This window comes from Ornithinimicrobium flavum (assembly GCF_004526345.1).
Lineage (GTDB): Bacteria > Actinomycetota > Actinomycetes > Actinomycetales > Dermatophilaceae > Ornithinicoccus > Ornithinicoccus flavus.
Window position 1 is genome coordinate 3,065,676 of the sequence record NZ_CP038213.1, and the last position, 16,466, is coordinate 3,082,141.

A 16,466-nucleotide genomic window follows, 5' to 3' on the forward strand; every position below is an offset into this window, starting at 1 on the left:
GTCGTCGAGGCCCCGCTCGCCTACCCGAGGTTCTCGACGGTGACCGGCTCGAGGTCGTCGGCCAGCTCGAGCCCGAAGACCTGGGCGTAGAACGACAGCTCCGCCTCCAGCGCCCGGACCTGGTTGTCGAGCACCCGGAAGCCGTGCCCCTCCCCCTCGAACATCACCAGCGCGACCGGCAGCCCCTTCGCCCGCAGCGTCGCCGCCATCTGCTCCGCCTGCGCCGGCGGCACCACCTTGTCGTCGGTGCCCTGCAGCAGGATGAGCGGGGTCGAGAGCCGGTGGACGTGGTGGATCGGTGAGCGCTCGGCATACAGGTCCTTGCCCTCGGGCCACGGCGCGACGAGACCGTCGAGGTAGCGGGACTCCAGCTTGTGGGTGTCCGTCGCCAGCGTCGCGAGGTCGGAGATCCCGAAGTGGCTCGCGCCGGCCGCGAAGGTGTCGGTGAAGGTGGCGGCCGCGAGCGTGGTGAAACCGCCCGCGCTGCCGCCGGTGATCGCCATCCGGTCCCCGTCGACCAGCCCCTCCCCCGCCAGGTATGCGGCGCCGCTCGCGGCGTCCTGCACGTCGACCTCGCCCCAGCGGCCGTCCAGCCGCTCCCGGTAGGCCCGGCCGAACCCGGTCGACCCGCCGTAGTTCACGTCGAGCACCGCGAAGCCGCGCGAGGTCCAGTAGCTGCGGGCCACCGAGAGCCCCGGTATGGCGCAGGCCGTGGGCCCGCCGTGCAGCGTGACGACGAGCGGGGGGAGGCCGCCCTCCGGCGCCCGGACCTCCGGGTGCGCCGGGAGGTAGAGAAAGCCGTGCGCGGTCGCGCCGTCCGGCGTGGGCCACGAGACCGGGCGGGGCGGGGCGGCGAAGCCCGGCGGGAGGTCGTCGGCCCCCTCCTCACCGGTCGCTGACCTCGTGGCGGCCGACCGCGTGGTGGCCGACCGCGCGCCCGCGGTCGTCAGGTCGACGAGGAGCACGTCGGCCCGCCCGTCGGCCCGGGACGCCTCGACGGCGACCTCGGTCGCGCTGACCACGGCGAGGTCACGGACGTAGGTGGTGCCCGTCCCGACCTCCTCGACGCTGCCGCTGCGGGGGTCGATCAGGACGAGGTGGCGGAAGCCGTCCCGCGAGCGCCCGCTGACGAGCCGGCCGTCGGGCAGCAGCGCGTAGGAGCGGGTGTCGGGGACCCACCGGGGGTGGCCGAGCTCGAGCTGCCCGTGGGTGACGGCGACCAGCCCCGCTCCGGCGTCGGTGACGTCGAGGCGGTAGAGGTTGCTCCAGCCCGTGCGGTCGGAGAGGACCAGCAGGGTCGAGTCGTCGAGCCACAGGGGTTGCTCCAGGGACTCCGCACCGGCGGCGCCGGCGGCGGCACCCGCGACATCGGCCGCCCCACCGTCCCCGGCCACGACCCGCACGTCGTGCAGGTCGCCCGCCTCGTCGAGCCGCCCGAGCCACAGCGTCGTGCGCTGCCACGGCATGTGCGGGTGGTCCCAGGTAAGCCAGGCCAGGCGGGTCCCGTCGGGCGAGAGCACCGGGTCGGTGACGAAGTCGGGTCCCGTGGAGTCCGGCTCGACCCCGGCGCTCCGCGCGCTGACCAGCCGCTCCCGGCCGGCGACCAGGACGGTCCCGAGGTCGGCGTTGTCACCGTCCAGGTCCAGGCGCACGAGGGAGTTGACGGCCTCGAGCTCCCGGTCGCGCAGGTCCTCGCGCAGGCAGATGACGGCACGGCGGGCGGGGTCGATCCGGAAGCACGACCAGCGCACCAGGCCGTCGGTGGGGGGCGTCAACGGGCGCGGCTCCTCACCGGGGGCGGCACGCCATACCTGCTGTGTCCCGAAGTCCACCCAGAGCACGGTGCCGTCGCCGACGGCGAAGTCGCCACCGCCGTACTCCAGGTAGCGCGTGCGCACGTTGTGCTCCGGCGGACTGACGTCCTCGACCCGGTCGTCGCGCCGCCGCACCAGGGTCACCCAACCGGCGTCCTGCGGGCGCGCCTCGAGCCAGTAGAGGTCGCTGCCGTCGGCCCGTGGGTCCGTCCGCCGCGTCATGCCCGCGAGCGTCCCGCGGGCGTCGAGCGGGGAGGGCCAGGATCCGTGCGGGAGGGTCTGCATGGGGCCCATCCTGCCCCTCCCGGTCAGCGCGCCCGGGAGCGGGCGATCTCGTAGAGGGTGACCGCCGCCGCGATCCCGGCGTTGAGCGACTCGGTGGCGGCCGCCATCGGGATCGAGACGATCTGGTCGCACGTCTCCCGCACGAGGCGCGACAGCCCCTTGCCCTCGGAGCCAACCACAACGACGAGCGGCTGGTCGGCGAGCTCCAGGCCGGGGAGCTCGACGTCGCCGTCGGCGTCCAGCCCGATGACGAAGAAGCCCGCCTTCCGGTAGGACTCGAGCGCCCTGGTGAGGTTGGTGGCCTGGGCGACGGGGACCCGGGCCGCCGCGCCGGCCGAGGTCTTCCAGGCCGAGGCCGTCATCCCCGCCGAGCGGCGGGACGGCACGACGACCCCGTGACCGCCGAACGCGCCGACCGACCGCACGATGGCCCCGAGGTTGCGGGGGTCGGTGATGCCGTCGAGCGCCACGATGAGCGGGGCGCCGGGCAGCTGCTGGTGCATCAGGTCGTCGGGGTGGGCGTAGTCGTAGGGCGGCACCGCCAGCGCCAGACCCTGGTGGACGGCGCCGTCGGTGAGACGGTCCATCTCCCCGCGCGTCGTCTCCATCACCGGGATGCCGCTCTCGGTGGCCAGGCTGATCGACTCCTTGACGCGGTCGTCGGACTCCATCCGGCTCCCGACGTGCAGCGCCGTGGCCGGCACCCCGGTGCGCAGCGCCTCCAGGACGCTGTTGCGACCGGCGACGACCTCGGTCGACCCGCCCTTGCCCGGGCCGGAGCGGCGGCCGCCGGACGGGCGACCGGCCGCACCAGCCGCCTTGGCCGACCGGGTGGCCTGCCGCGCCGCCGGGTGACCGACGCGGTCCTCGGCCCGGGGCGTGGGGCCCCTGCCCTTGAGCTGCTTGCGGCGCTGGCCGCCGGAACCGACGACCATGCCCTTCTTGTTGCTGGTGCGCGCGTTGCGGCGCTGCTGGTTGCCTGCCATGTCGTCTCCGTCTCAGCGCAGCGCCCACCGGGCGCCGGCGGGGGTGTCCTCGATGACCACGCCGAGGGCGGTCAGCGAGTCGCGGATGGCGTCGGCCGCCGCGAAGTCCTTCTGCGCACGGGCCTGCGCCCGCGCGTCGAGCCGCTCCTGCACCAGGGCCGAGAGCACCTCGCCGGTGCGGTCCTCCCCGCCGACCGCGCCGCCCCAGCGGGGGTCCAGCGGGTTGACGCCCAGCACGTCGAGCATGGCGACCAGCTGCCGCAGGGTATGCCGCACCGCCGAGGGGTCCACCACGTCCGGGGCGCCCTCGAGCACCTTGTTGCCCTCGCGCACGACCCCGAAGACCACCGCGAGCGCGGTCGGCACGTTGACGTCGTCGTCCAGCGCCTCCCGGAACGCCGGGGGGAACGCCTCGTCGACGGGCAGCGCCCGGGCCTCGTCCAGCAGCACCTGCGCCGGCTCGCCCACGACCTCCAGCGCGCGCGCCGCATACCCCTCGATCCGCTCGACCGCGGCGAGGGCCTCGGCGAGCGAGTCCTCGCCGTACTCGATCGTGGAGCGGTAGTGCGCGGCCCCGAGGTAGTAGCGCAGGACGATCGGGCGGACGGTCCTGGTCAGCTCGGTCACGGCGAGCGCGTTGCCGAGCGACTTGCCCATCTTGGAGCCCTTGACCGTGACCCAGGCGTTGTGCAGCCAGAAGTGGGCGAAGTCCAGCCCGGCGGCCCGGGACTGGGCCTGCTCGTTCTCGTGGTGGGGGAAGCGCAGGTCCACGCCGCCGCCGTGGATGTCGAAGGCGTCGCCGAGGTACTTGCGCGCCATCGCCGAGCACTCCAGGTGCCACCCAGGGCGGCCGCGGCCGTAGGGCGTGGGCCACGAGGCGGTCTCCGGCTCACCGGGCTTGGAGCCCTTCCACAGCGCGAAGTCGCGCGGGTCGCGCTTGCCCCGGGGGTCGGCGTCGGTGGCGGGCTCCATGTCGTCCAGCTTCTGCCGGGTCAGCGAGCCGTAGGCCGGCCAGGAGCGCACGTCGAAGTAGACGTCGCCCGAGCCGTCCGCGGCGGCGTAGGCGTGCCCCTTCTCGACGAGGGTGTCGATGAGCTCGACCTGCTCGGGGATGTGGCCGGTCGCGCGCGGCTCGTAGGTCGGCGGGAGCACGCCCAGCAGGTCCAGCGCCCTCGTCGTCTCCCGCTCGTGCTCGTAGGACCACGCCCACCAGGGCTCGTCGGCCTCGGCCGACTTCGCCAGGATCTTGTCGTCGATGTCGGTGACGTTACGGATGAGCGTGACGTCGTAACCGTGACCCCGCTCCAGCCAGCGCCGCAGGATGTCGAAGGCCACGGCGAAGCGGACGTGCCCGATGTGCGGGCTGCCCTGCGTGGTGAGACCGCAGATGTAGATCCCCACCCGGCCGGGCTCGAGCGGCTCGAAGGGCCGCAGCTCGCGGGAGGCGGTGTCGTACAGGTGCAGGGTCACCCGGACAAGGTTACCGGCGAGGTGCGGGTATGCCGTCCGCCCAGGATCGGGTCGGCCGGGTCACCGGCGTCCGTGCCGGATCCGTCGCAGGCTGGCGCGCTCGAGCAACCCCCAGGTCGTGCTGGTGACGAGGTAGAGGCCCGCCGCCAGCGGCAGCGTGGCGACGGCCGCGACGGTGAGGAACGACAACAGCGGCATCACCTTCGTCACCTGCTCCATGCTCTCCGCGGGGCGGCGGGCGGCCAGCTCGGCGACGGCGGCCCGGTCCTCGCTCAGGTGCCGCCGCAGCTGCCACGCCGAGAAGGCCGCGACGACGACCGTCACGGCCATGAGCACGAGGAAGACCCACAGCTCGCCACCGCCGGCGCCGGCCAACCGCTCCGACAGGGGCGTGCCGAACAGCGTGTGGTCGAGCAGGCGGTTGTGCGCGCCGTCCAGCTCCTGGGCGGTGAACAGCCGGTAGACCAGGCCGAAGACCGGCAGCTGGACCAGCACCGACAGGCATCCGGGCGCCAGCGGCACGCCCTCCTCGCGGTGCAGGTCCAGCACCGCGCGCTGGAGGGCCTGAGGATCCTCGGCGTGCTGCTCACGCAGCCCGGCCAGCCGCGGCTCGAGGTCCCGGCGGCGCACCGCCTGGTGCTGGGTGCGGCGGTTCAGCGGGTGCAGCGCCAGCCGCAGCCCGAGGGTCAGCAGGACGACGGCCGCGCCTGCCGGCAGCACCGGGGTGAGGGCGTCGAGGAGGTCGTGGAGGTGGACGAGGACAGGGTCGAGGAAGGCGAGCACGCGAGGTCCTTGGGGGTGGGAGCACACGCATCGGGTGTGCTGCGGGCTGGGTCGGCGACAAGGGCGACCCGGCCGGGGGCGCGCAGGCGTCCGCGGGTATGACGCAGAGTCAGACGTGCGGGAGTGCGCGCCGGGCGGCGGGTCGGCTCAGCCCAGCGAGGGTGCGCGCGGACGGACCGGACCGGGGCGGTCCGGGTCGCTGGCGCGCACGCCGGTGGCACGGCATACCTCGCTGCGGTGCCGCACCGAGACCACCCGCGCGCGGACGGGCGCGGCGTGCGAGGTGACGGCAAGCGCCGCGATCCCCGCCAGGGCCAGCGCGAGCACCAGGTGGTCGGGCGTGCTGACCGCGGCCGACAGCAGGGCCACGGTGCCGAGCAGCGGCAGCAGGAGCCCCAGCAGGGGCACGCGCTCGGCGGGCAGGCTCACGTCGACGAGCCTACCGGTGCCGCCCGTCCGCCGCCTCCGACCCTGGACCGAGGGACGGCGAACCGGCTCAGACCTGGGGCGGATGCGGAGGCTGAACCCGGGCCGTCTAGCGTCGTCCCCATGCTCATCGCCGAGGAACTGCTCCTGGTCGGCACCAGCCCCGAGGGTCGCAACCTACTGGGCTCGCAACGAGGCATCGGGCTCGCCGGTGCGCTGCTCACCGAGCTCGTGCTGCACGAGCGGCTGGACGTCGACGACCGGAAGCGGCTCCGCGTGGTCGAGGGTGGATCGACAGGGGACCCGCTCCTGGACGAGGCCCTGGTGCGGTTCGGCGAGCGGGAGGGCAAGAAGCCGAAGGACGTCCTGGACCGCGTCGGCCGGAAGGTCCAGCAACCCCTGCTGGAGAGCCTGGCACGCCAGGAGCTGCTGCGGCCGGAGCCGGTCAAGGCGCTCGGGCTGACGCTCACCACGCGGTGGCCGGTCACCACCGCGGGCCCCCGGGACGCGATCCTGGCCGACCTGGCACGCGTGGTGACCGGTGCCGCCGAGCCCGACTCCCGCACCGGTGCGCTCATCTCCCTGCTGCACGCGCTCGACGCGCTCCCGCGCGTCATCGCCAAGGACCTGCGACCAGGGATGACGAACGGCGAGGTGAAGAGGCGGGGCAAGGAGATCACGAAGGGCCGATGGGCGTCCGAGGCCGTCGTCAAGGCGGTGCAGGAGGCGGCCGCGGCCACGGCCGCCGCCGTGGGCGCGGCGACGGCGGCGAGCTCCTCCAGCGGCAGCTGACCCCGGGCTCGGAGCGCGTCAGCCCCCGCGGGTGTGGTTCAGTCGCGGGTATGCCGATCGTCCACGGAGCGACTCCGCCCGCCTGACCGTCCTCACCCCGCACCTGCTCCGTGTCGAGTGGTCCCCCTCCGGACGGTTCGAGGACCGGGCGACCCAGGTGGTCCTCGAGCGGGACCTGGGCCCCGTCGACGTGCGGGTCACCCCGGTGGGCGAGGGCGTCGAGGTCGTCACCGAGGGTTTCGAGGCGGTCTACACCGGCGGGCCGTTCACCGCGTCCAGCCTGTCCCTGCAGGTGCGCGGCGGCGTCACCAACTACCACTCGGTGTGGAGGTACGGCGAGCCTCCGCGGCCCGAGCGTGCGCTCGGGGGCACCGCCCGCACCCTGGACGAGGTCGACGGCCGCTGCCCGCTGGAGCCCGGCCTCCTCTCGCGGGACGGCTACGAGGTGCTGGACGACTCGGCGAGCCTGGTCCGCACCGGGCCCGCGGTGACCGACCTGAAGCCCCGTGAGCCCGGGACCGTGGACCTCTACGTCTTCGCCCACGGGCTCGACTTCCGTGGCGCGCTGCGCGACTTCCACGCGCTCACCGGCCCCGTCCCGCTGCTGCCCCGCTACGCCCTGGGCAACTGGTGGAGCCGCTACCATCCCTACTCCGCCGACGAGTACCTCGAGCTCCTCGACCGCTTCGAGGCCGAGCGGATGCCCTTCTCGGTCGCCGTGCTGGACATGGACTGGCACGTCACCGATCCCGATCCTCGCTTCGGCAGCGGGTGGACCGGCTACACCTGGGACCGCGAGCTCTTCCCCGACCCGGCCGGCTTCCTGACCGCGCTGCACGAGCGTGGCCTGCGCGTCACCCTGAACGACCACCCGGCCGACGGTGTCCGCGCCCACGAGGAGGCCTACCCCCGGATGGCGCGGGCGCTGGGCGTGGACCCCGACACCGAGGTGCCGCTGTCCTTCGACGTCACGGACCCGACCTGGCTGCGGGCGTTCTTCGACTCCGTGGCCCACCCGATGGAGGAGGAAGGGGTCGACTTCTGGTGGATCGACTGGCAGTCCGGGCCCTACTCGCGCACCCCCGGGCTGGACCCCCTGTGGGCCCTCAACGAGGTCCACTTCAGCGAGCTCGCGTCCACCGGCCGCCGACCGCTGATCTTCTCCCGCTACGCCGGGCCGGGCTCGCACCGCACCCCGCTCGGCTTCTCCGGCGACACCGTCATCTCCTGGGCCTCGCTGCGCTTCCAGCCCGAGTTCACCGCCACCGCCGCCAACATCGGCTACGGCTGGTGGAGCCACGACATCGGCGGGCACTGGGGCGGGGTCAAGGACGTCGAGCTGGCGGTCCGCTGGGTCCAGCTCGGGGTGTGGTCGCCGATCAACCGGCTGCACGCCACGGCCAGCGCCTTCCAGGGGAAGGAGCCCTGGCGTTTCGGCCCCGAGGCGCACGCCCTCATGGGCGAGGCCCTCCGGCTGCGGCACCGGCTCCTGCCCTACCTGGCGACGATGGCCGAGCGGGCCGGCGCCGAGGGCGTCGCCCTGGCCGAGCCGGTCTACCACCGCCACCCCGAACGGGACGAGGCCTACGCCCACCGGGCCACGTACTTCTTCGGCGCCGACCTGCTGTGCGCCCCTGTCGTGGAGCCGGGGGACCCTCGCACCGGGCTGGCCCGGGTCGACCTGTGGCTGCCGCCGGGCACGTGGTGGGACCTGCAGACCGGGCGCCGCTACCGGGCCGGGGAGACCGGTCGCACGCTGGCCGCATACCGCGACCTGTCCGGCACCGTCGCCCTGGCGCGGGCCGGCACCGTCCTGCCGCTCACGGCGGACCCGGTGAGCAACGGCGTGGACCTGCCCGCGTCCCTGGAGGTCAGGGTCTTCCCCGGGGCCGACGGCGAGCACGTCCTGGTCGAGGACGACGACGGACCCGCGCAGACCCGCCGGGTGGCGCGCACGCCCCTGCGCTGGGACGAGGCGAGCCGCACCCTCACGATCGGGCCGGCCGAGGGTGACCTGGAGGTGCTTCCTGCACGGCGCACCTGGAGCGTGCGTGCCGCCGGGCTCGTCGGCGAGCCGGTGCTCCACGTCGACGTGCCGGTCGGCGAGCCGCTGACGGTCCGGCTCGACGGGGAGGAGGTGCCACCGACCACGCTCGAGGACTGCTTCACGATCCTGGACGCGGCTCAGGTGGAGCACCACCTCAAGGACGAGGTATGGCGCGTGCTCACCGCCCCCGGCACCTCGCCGGTGTCGTTGCTCGGCCAGCTCACGGCGCTAGACCTCGACGCCTCGCTGCACGGGGCGCTGGTGGAGGTGCTCACCGCCAACGGCTGAGGCCCACCCCCACCGGCCGCCCGCCCCCATCCCGACCGACCGCTCCCCGTGGTTGCCCCCAGCCCCACCAGCCGCTCCCCGTGGTTGCCCCTAACCCCACCAGCCGCCCCCCGTGGTTGCCCCCAGCCCCACCGACCGCCCCCCGTGGTTGCCCCCAGCCCCACCGACCGCTCCCCGTGGTTGCCCCCAGCCCCACCGGCCGCCCCCCGTGGTTGCCCCCAACCCACCGGCCGCTCCCCCGTGGTTGCCGCCAACGGGGTCGCTCCGCCTCGCACGCTCTCCAGGACCCACCTAGCGTGGACGGCAGACCCAATCCCGACGAGAGAGGTGCGGAGCATGAGCGAGTCAGAGGTCGGCCGGCGAGCCGAGAAGATGACCAACGACAAGGGCGGCTTCCCCGCGCAGGAGCAGGAGCACCCGGGCAGCACGGCGGCGATGGACCCCGTGCCTGACCACGGGGAGGACACCTACGAGGGCACCGGCAAGCTGGAGGGCATGCGGGCTCTTGTGACCGGGGGCGACTCCGGCATCGGCCGGGCGGTTGCGATCGCCTTCGCCCGGGAGGGTGCCGACGTGGCGCTGTCCTACCTGGAGGCCGAGCAGGAGGATGCCGAGTCCACGGCCGAGTTGGTCCGCGCCGCCGGTCGCACCGCTGTCCTGTGCCCCGGCGACCTCATGCAGGAGGAGACCTGCACGAGCGTGGTCGAGAAGGCGGTTGAGGAGCTCGGCGGCCTGGACATCCTCGTCAACAACGCCGGCGCCCAGTGGGCTCGCGACGACAGCCTGGAGCAGATGAGCTCGGAGCGGATGGACCGGATCTTCAAGACAAACCTCTACGCGCTGATGTGGCTGACCCGCGCGGCTCTACCCCACCTGGGCAAGGGCTCCAGCATCATCAACGTGAGCTCCATCCAGGCGTACGAGCCCTCGACCTCGTTGCTGGACTACGCCGCGACCAAGGCCGCGATCAACAACTTCACCGTCAACCTGGCGGCCGAGGTGGGCCCGCGGGGGATTCGCGTCAACGCCGTCGCCCCGGGGCCGATCTGGACGCCGCTGCAGCCGGCCACCAAGCCGGCGAAGGCAATGGAGGAGTTTGGCGCCGACACCCCGCTCGGCCGGGCCGGTCAGCCCTCCGAGCTCGCGGGCGCGTTCGTCTTCCTGGCCTCCCCGAAGGACGCGAGTTACGTCTCCGGCACGGTGCTCGGCGTGACCGGCGGCAAGCCAGTCTTCTGACCGATCCGCGCACGGCCGGGCGTCAGCAGCGCTCACCCGGACGCCCACGGCGGCGGCCCCTGCGGGCCGCCGCCGTGGGCTGCTCTCTCGAGGAGAGCAACCATGCCAGGCGGCCAGTCGCCCTCTGAGCAACCACACCAAGCGGCCGGTCGCCCCAGGGCCAACCACACGAGGGGGCCAGTCGCCCTCTGAGCAACCACACCAGGCGGCCGGTGGCCTTGGGGCAACCGTGCGGGGCGGCCGGTCGGAAGTGTGGCGGTCACCACCGGTGCGCGACGTCGATCACCAGGCGCGACCCGGTGCCCGGGCCGTCGAGCACGAAGACCCGCATGGGCAGCCGGGCCCGGACGCCGACCCCGAAGGTGCTCCGCCCCTCGAACGACCCCGCCATCGCGACCTGCCGCAGCGTGTCGTACCCGGTGACGTCGACCACCCGGCCCCGGTCGCGCGGCGCGAAGGTCGCACGCCCGGCGGAGTCGTAGGCCGGGACCGTCACGTCGACCTGCAGCCTTGCCCCGCCGGCGAGCGGGACCGCCTGGCCGGAGCCGGGCGCGTAGACGGTGTCCACGTACCGCACGGAGTAGCCGATCTTGCTGGCCGGGATGCCGGCGACGTCGATCACGGTGCGGTCGAAGCAGGTGTGCCGCCCGGCGCGCACGTTGGTGATGGTGCCGTCACCGACGTGCGCGTCGGCGACGTTCTTGGCCAGCGAGCCCCAGGTCACCCCCAGCTGATGCCGGTCAGCACCGGCATCGGCGTGGTCGGTACGGCCGTCGGTCCCGCGGCGGTGGCGGGCGCGATCCCGCTGAGCAGGACGAGCGCGGCCGTGGCCAGCGCGGTCCGTCGTGTGGTCCTCATGGCATTCCCCTGCCTTGTCCGGACGCCCCGGCGGGACGTCTCGACAGGTATGTCGTGGGGCCGGGCGGGAAGGTTCAGGTCCGGACGACCAGCAGCGGCGGCCCGGGCGGTCCGTCGGCCGGCTGCACCCCGTCAGCTGCCCCGGTCGATCCACTCCTGCAGGTGCGGTTTCTCGGCCCCGATGGTGGTGTCACCGCCGTGGCCTGTGTGCACGACGGTGTCCTCCGGCAGGATGAGCAGGCGGCCGCTGATGGAGTCGATGATCGTGCCGAAGTCGCTGTGCGAGCGCCCGGTGGCGCCGGGTCCGCCCTCGAAGAGGGTGTCGCCGCTGAGGAGCACCCCCAGGTCGGGGACGTAGAAGCAGCACGCGCCCGGGGCGTGGCCGGGCGTGTGGAGCACCTGCAGGTGCACGCCGGCGACCTCGAGGACCTGCCCGTCCTCCAGGTCCTCGTCCCAGTCCCGGTCCGGGTGGGTGAGCTCCCACAGCGGACGCTCGGCCGGGTGCAGGTGGATCGGTGCCCCGACCTTCTCCTGCAGGTCGAAGACGGCGTCGACGTGGTCGCTGTGGGCGTGCGTGAGCAGGATCGCCCGGACCGTTCGTCCGCCCACGACCCGGACGATCTCCTCGGCGTCGTGCGGGGCGTCGAAGACCACGCACTCGGTGTCGTCGCCGAGCACCCAGACGTTGTTGTCGACCTCCCACGAGCCGCCGTCGAGCTCGAAGTGGCCGGTGGTGACGCCCTGGTCGATGCGTACGGTCATGCCTTCTCCTCCTGGTCGAGGACGACGACGCTGCGGAGCACGTCGCCGCCGTGCATCTTGTCGAAGGCCGCCTCGACGTCACCGAGCCCGATCGTCTCGGAGACGAAGGCGTCGAGGTCGAAGCGGCCCTGGCGGTAGAGGTCGATGAGCATCGGGAAGTCGCGCGAGGGCAGGCAGTCGCCGTACCAGCTGGACTTCAGCGCCCCGCCGCGGCCGAAGACGTCCAGCAGCGGCAGCGTGATCTCCATCTCCGGGGTGGGGACCCCGACGAGGACGACCGTGCCGGCCAGGTCGCGGGCGTAGAACGCCTGCCGGTAGGTCTCCGGCCGCCCCACCGCCTCGACGACGACGTCGGCGCCGTGGCCGCCGGTGAGCGCCTGGACGGCCTCGACGGGGTCGGTGTCCTTGCTGTTGACGGTGTGGGTCGCGCCGAAGCGGCGGGCCCCCTCCAGCTTGCGGTCGTCGATGTCGACGGCGATGACCGTGGTGGCGCCGGCAAGCACCGCCCCCGCGATCGCGGCGTTGCCGACGCCGCCGCAGCCGATGACGGCGACCGAGTCACCGCGCGTGACGTTGCCCGTGTTGACGGCGGCCCCGAAGCCGGCCATCACGCCGCACCCCAGCAGGCCGGCCGCCACCGGCGAGGCCTCCCGGTCGACCTTGGTGCACTGGCCCGCGTGCACAAGGGTCTTCTCGATGAAGGCACCGATCCCGAGGGCCGGCGAGAGCTCGGTCCCGGCCATCGGGTCGCCGTCGGCGAGCGTCATCCGCTGCGTGGCGTTGTGGGTGGCGAAGCAGTACCACGGCTTGCCCTTGGCGCAGGCCCGGCACTGACCGCACACCGCGCGCCAGTTGAGGACGACGTAGTCACCGGGCTCGACCTCGGTGACCCCCTCCCCCACCGCCTCGACCGTGCCTGCGGCCTCGTGCCCCAGGAGGAAGGGGAAGTCGTCGTTGATGCCGCCCTCGCGGTAGTGCAGGTCGGTGTGGCAGACGCCGCACGCCTCGACCCGGACGACCGCCTCCCCCGGACCGGGGTCGGGCACGACGATGTCGACGACCTCGACCTCGGCTCCCTTGCTGCGGGCGATGACACCCTTGACGGTCTGGGACATCGGGGACCTCCTGTGGCCGGGGCTGCGTGCTGACCCTCACCGTATGCGGTGCCACCGACAGGGCGACGTGGGGGGCCACCTGCGCCGACCCGCCCCTCCCGCCCCCCGCACGGCGTCAGAGCAGGGTCAGCACCTGGGCGACGAGGATCTTGACGACCATCGCCACCGGGTAGACCATCGCGTAGCCCAGGGCGACCCGCGGGTCGTGACCGGACTGCTCCTGCGCCTGGGCGAGGATCGCCGGCTGGGTCTGGGAGCCGGCCACGACGCCGGCCAGCCGGGACCCGGCCTGCCGCAGCCAGACCCGACCCAGGACCAGCAGGGCCACGGCGTGCAGGCCGCTGACGACCAGCCCGGCCCCGACGAGCTGGAGCCCGAGCGGGTTGGCCAGGGCGTCGACGAAGGCCGATCCCGCCCGCCCGCCCGCGTAGGCGAGGAAGACGAGCAGCCCGATCTGGGTGAGCGTCTCGGCCGCCTGGTGCGGCAGGGTCCAGACCACCCGGCCGGTCCGCCCGGTGCGCCCGAGCACCAGCCCGGCCACCAGGGGGCCGGCCGCCTGCCCAAGCTCGAGGGTCCCCAGCCCGGGCACCGGCACCGGGACGGCTCCGAGGAGCAACCCGACCGTCAGCCCCAGGGCCAGGCCGAGCGGGTTGATGTCGGCGGTCCCGTGGTCGCTGTCGCCGAGGTAGGCCGCCACGAGCCGCATCTGCTCGCGGGGCGCCGCGACGCGCACCCGGTCGCCCGCCTGCAGGACGAAGTCGTCGGTGGCCAGGAAGTCCTGGTCCGCCCGCCCGGCCGGACACGGGTCGCGCGGGCCCCGAAGCGCTCGAACAGCTGCAGGTCGGCGACCGTCCGCCCGTAGAACTCGCGCTGCGACAACACGATCCGGCGGTAGTCGACGTCGGTGCGCTCGGCCTCCAAGGCCTCCGGCGAGCGTCGCCCCAGCTGCTTGACCAGGTGCTGCAGCGCACGCTCCGGCCCGATGGCCAGCACCAGGTCACCTGGACCCAGCACCGTGTCGCCCTGCGCCATCCGGACCGTCCCGTCCGCGCCCTGGAAGCGGGAGAAGAGCACCCGCCCGTGGGGTGTCCAGCTCAGCTCGGAGACCGCGAGCGCGTTGTCGCGCTCGACCAGGATCGTCGCGTTGCGCACCGGCGAGGGCTTGGCCCGGTCGTCCGCGGTCGGGTGCCGGTCCCCGCTGCGCAGGGCCCAGGTGGCGGCGGCCAGCAGGAGGACCACCCCGCCGACGTAGGACATCGAGTAGGCGACGGTCGGGTCCGGCGAGCCGTCCAGCCGCAGGATGGCGGCCGCCAGGGCCGGGGTGTTGTTGAGCGCGCCCGCGTAGAGCCCCGCGACGGTGCCGGGTGTCAGGTCGAGCAGCCGCCCGATGCCCCAGGTGACCGCACCCAGGGCGACCAGCGTGCCCACGACCACGCTGACCGGGCGCAGGCCGGTGCGCAGCGAGGCGAAGAACGAGGGGCCGGCGGTGACGCCCACGGCATACGCGAAGACGGCCAGACCGAAGGTGCCCAGCACCTCGGGGAGCGCCAGCCGCTCGTCGGCCGCGGAGAAGGCCAGGGCGGTGAAGAGGACGGCGGCCGGCCCGAGGGAGACCCGGCGCAGGCGCACTGCGCCGACGGCGGTGCCGACGGCCAGCACCGCGAAGAGCAGCAGGACCGGACGTCCGGCGAGGAGGTCGACCACGTGGGTGCAGTCTACGCCCGGCACCGGGAGCGCCTCGGCGCGTCCGCCAACCTACGGGAGCGTAGGTTGGGTGGCGTGACGCATGCCGACCCCCTGATCCCGCTGACCGTGACCCCCTCGCGGTCGACCAGCGACCTGCTCGCCGACGCTGCCCGCCGCTGGCCCGACCGCGTCGCCATCGACTTCCTGGGGGCCACCACCACGTATGCCGCGCTGCTCGCCTGGGTGGAGGCGGCCGCCGAGGTCCTGCGGGGGCTGGGCGTTCGGCCGGGGGACCGTGTCGCCGTCATCCTGCCCAACTGCCCCCAGCACGTCGTGGCCTTCTACGCCATCACCTCGCTCGGTGCCACCGTGGCCGAGCACAACCCCCTGGCCGCGCCGGAGGAGATCCGCGCGCAGCTGCGGATGCACGGCGCCCGGGTCGTGGTCGCGTGGGAGCACACCGTGGCCTCGGTGCTGGCTGACGAGGACCTTCCCGGGCGCACGGTGCTGGCCGTCGACCTCACCGCCGCGATGCCGCGCCGCACGCGGATCCTGCTCAGGCTCCCCCTCAGGGCGGCCCGGAGCCAGCGGGAACGGCTGCGCGCGCCCGTGCCGGACGGCGTCGGCTCCTGGGACCGCAGCGTGGCCTCGGCCCGGCCCTCCGACGCGCAGGCACACACCCCGGCGCCGGAGGACGTCGCCGTGCTGCTGCCCACCGGCGGCACCACCGGCACGCCGAAGCTCGTGCCCCTGACCCAGGCCAACCTCATGGCCAACGTTGCGCAGGGTCGCCAGTGGGTGCCGGGGCTGCGCGAGGGCGAGGAGACCTTCGGGTCGGTGCTGCCCTTCTTCCACGCCTTCGGCATGACGCTCTCGCTGACCTTCGCGGTGTCGATGGGGGCCACCCAGGTCGTGCTGCCCAGCTTCGACGTGGACATGGCCCTGGCCTCGATCCGGCGCCGGCCCTGGACCTTTCTGGCCGGGGTGCCGCCGATGCTGGACCGGCTGGCGGCGGCCGCCCTGGCTAAGGACCCCCAGCTGCTGGCCCCCCTGCACTACGCCCTCTCCGGCGCCATGTCCCTCGATCCCGAGGTCGCCCGCCGGTGGGAGGACGCGACCGGCGGGCTGGTGATCGAGGGCTACGGCATGACGGAGTGCTCACCGGTGGCCCTGGGCAACCCGTTCGGGCCGGAGCGACGGCCCGGCACGCTGGGTGTACCGTTCCCCGGCACCTCGATCCGGGTCGTCGACCCGGACCTGGTGGAGGAGGACCCGAACGCCCCCGACGTCCCCGACGGCCAGGTCGGGGAGCTGCTGGTGCGGGGTCCGCAGGTCTTCGGCGGCTACCTGGACGCCCCGGAGGAGACCGCCCAGGTGCTGCTGCCGGGTGGCTGGCTGCGGACCGGTGACCTGGTGCGCCGCGACCCGAAGGACGGCTTCGTCGCCCTGGCCGACCGCCGCAAGGAGCTCATCATCTCCGGCGGGTTCAACATCTATCCCACCCAGGTCGAGAGTGCCGTCCGGGACATGCCGGGCGTCGTCGACGTCGCGGTCGTGGGCCTGCCGGACACCTCCCTCGGCGAGCACGTGGTGGCCGCGCTCGTCCTGGAGCCGGGCTCGACGGTCGACCTGGCCGCCGTGCGGGAGTGGGTGCACGGCAAGGTGTCCCGGTATGCCGTGCCCCGCGCCGTCCACATCCTCGAGGACCTGCCGCGCAGCCAGCTCGGCAAGGTGCTCCGTCGGCACGTCCGCGAGCGCCTGCTGGAGCGCGGCCGGGACCGGACGGGTGACGCGGACGAGGGGCCCGCGGACGCGCCCCGGGACCCCGCGGACGTGACCCCGGACCCCACGGTCGAGCCGGGGGGCTCCGGAACGAGCACCGAGAGCGGCCGCGGCACCTCCGCCGGCAGCGCCTGAG

The 16,466-nt window shown here is 74.1% G+C and carries 13 protein-coding genes and 1 pseudogene; 4 read left to right on the forward strand and 10 right to left on the reverse strand.

Annotated elements, in window-relative coordinates; translation table 11 throughout:
* Positions 1-20: 20 nt before the first annotated feature.
* The 5 genes from E3Z34_RS14420 to E3Z34_RS14440 form a co-directional block, all read right to left on the reverse strand.
* Positions 21-2,099 carry a S9 family peptidase gene (locus E3Z34_RS14420; protein WP_134774161.1) on the reverse strand — a complete coding sequence of 693 codons (2,079 nt, stop codon included), beginning with the start codon at positions 2,097-2,099 and terminating at the stop codon, positions 21-23.
* 23 nt (positions 2,100-2,122) lie between these two features.
* Positions 2,123-3,085 (reverse strand): 23S rRNA (guanosine(2251)-2'-O)-methyltransferase RlmB, encoded by a 963-nt coding sequence (gene rlmB, locus E3Z34_RS14425; RefSeq protein WP_134774162.1) that lies wholly within the window; start codon positions 3,083-3,085, stop codon positions 2,123-2,125.
* 12 nt (positions 3,086-3,097) lie between these two features.
* Positions 3,098-4,555 carry a cysteine--tRNA ligase gene (gene cysS / locus E3Z34_RS14430; RefSeq protein ID WP_134774163.1) on the reverse strand — a complete coding sequence of 486 codons (1,458 nt, stop codon included), beginning with the start codon at positions 4,553-4,555 and terminating at the stop codon, positions 3,098-3,100.
* Positions 4,556-4,615: 60 nt separating this feature from the next.
* Positions 4,616-5,338 carry a membrane protein insertase YidC gene (gene yidC / locus E3Z34_RS14435; RefSeq protein ID WP_158288698.1) on the reverse strand — a complete coding sequence of 241 codons (723 nt, stop codon included), beginning with the start codon at positions 5,336-5,338 and terminating at the stop codon, positions 4,616-4,618.
* Positions 5,339-5,485: 147 nt separating this feature from the next.
* On the reverse strand, positions 5,486-5,767 hold the full coding sequence (locus E3Z34_RS14440) for a hypothetical protein (RefSeq protein WP_134774165.1): 282 nt from the start codon (positions 5,765-5,767) through the stop codon (positions 5,486-5,488).
* Between the two features lie 120 nt (positions 5,768-5,887).
* On the opposite strand from E3Z34_RS14440, the gene E3Z34_RS14445 reads away from it, so the two are divergent.
* The 3 genes from E3Z34_RS14445 to E3Z34_RS14455 all read left to right on the forward strand — a co-directional run bounded on the left by E3Z34_RS14445 (position 5,888) and on the right by E3Z34_RS14455 (position 10,127).
* Positions 5,888-6,556, forward strand: coding sequence for a GOLPH3/VPS74 family protein (locus tag E3Z34_RS14445; RefSeq protein ID WP_134774166.1), 669 nt, complete (start codon positions 5,888-5,890; stop codon positions 6,554-6,556).
* 31 nt (positions 6,557-6,587) lie between these two features.
* The gene (locus tag E3Z34_RS14450) at positions 6,588-8,891 is read left to right on the forward strand and encodes a glycoside hydrolase family 31 protein (RefSeq protein ID WP_134774167.1); all 2,304 of its coding nucleotides are present in this window, start codon (positions 6,588-6,590) and stop codon (positions 8,889-8,891) included.
* Positions 8,892-9,227: 336 nt separating this feature from the next.
* Complete coding sequence (locus E3Z34_RS14455; protein ID WP_134774168.1) at positions 9,228-10,127, forward strand: SDR family oxidoreductase; 900 nt, start codon at positions 9,228-9,230, stop codon at positions 10,125-10,127.
* 259 nt (positions 10,128-10,386) lie between these two features.
* Here E3Z34_RS14455 and E3Z34_RS14460 read toward each other — a convergent pair.
* From E3Z34_RS14460 to E3Z34_RS14480, 5 genes and pseudogenes are all read right to left on the reverse strand, one after another.
* Positions 10,387-10,985: pseudogene (locus E3Z34_RS14460) on the reverse strand (AMIN-like domain-containing (lipo)protein).
* A 132-nt stretch (positions 10,986-11,117) separates the two neighbouring features.
* Entirely contained in the window at positions 11,118-11,747 is a 630-nt protein-coding gene (locus E3Z34_RS14465; RefSeq protein WP_134774169.1) for an MBL fold metallo-hydrolase, read from the reverse strand.
* On the reverse strand, positions 11,744-12,862 hold the full coding sequence (locus E3Z34_RS14470) for an S-(hydroxymethyl)mycothiol dehydrogenase (RefSeq protein ID WP_134774170.1): 1,119 nt from the start codon (positions 12,860-12,862) through the stop codon (positions 11,744-11,746). Before E3Z34_RS14470 ends, E3Z34_RS14465 begins: the two co-directional genes overlap by 4 nt.
* Before the next feature lie 115 nt (positions 12,863-12,977).
* Entirely contained in the window at positions 12,978-13,559 is a 582-nt protein-coding gene (locus E3Z34_RS14475) for an aspartate-alanine antiporter-like transporter (protein WP_158288699.1), read from the reverse strand.
* Entirely contained in the window at positions 13,487-14,566 is a 1,080-nt protein-coding gene (locus E3Z34_RS14480; protein WP_158288700.1) for an aspartate-alanine antiporter-like transporter, read from the reverse strand. Before E3Z34_RS14480 ends, E3Z34_RS14475 begins: the two co-directional genes overlap by 73 nt.
* A 75-nt stretch (positions 14,567-14,641) precedes the next feature.
* On the opposite strand from E3Z34_RS14480, the gene E3Z34_RS14485 reads away from it, so the two are divergent.
* Positions 14,642-16,465 (forward strand): AMP-binding protein, encoded by a 1,824-nt coding sequence (locus E3Z34_RS14485; protein WP_238695204.1) that lies wholly within the window; start codon positions 14,642-14,644, stop codon positions 16,463-16,465.
* The last annotated feature ends 1 nt before the right edge of the window (position 16,466 follow it).

Coding starts and splice junctions, on each gene's coding strand:
- E3Z34_RS14470 (WP_134774170.1), bottom strand. CDS start 12,862: ATGTCCCAGACCGTCAAGGGTGTCATCGCCCGCAGCAAGGGAGCCGAG.
- E3Z34_RS14465 (WP_134774169.1), bottom strand. CDS start 11,747: ATGACCGTACGCATCGACCAGGGCGTCACCACCGGCCACTTCGAGCTC.
- rlmB (WP_134774162.1), bottom strand. CDS start 3,085: ATGGCAGGCAACCAGCAGCGCCGCAACGCGCGCACCAGCAACAAGAAG.
- E3Z34_RS14445 (WP_134774166.1), top strand. CDS start 5,888: ATGCTCATCGCCGAGGAACTGCTCCTGGTCGGCACCAGCCCCGAGGGT.
- E3Z34_RS14420 (WP_134774161.1), bottom strand. CDS start 2,099: ATGCAGACCCTCCCGCACGGATCCTGGCCCTCCCCGCTCGACGCCCGC.
- E3Z34_RS14455 (WP_134774168.1), top strand. CDS start 9,228: ATGAGCGAGTCAGAGGTCGGCCGGCGAGCCGAGAAGATGACCAACGAC.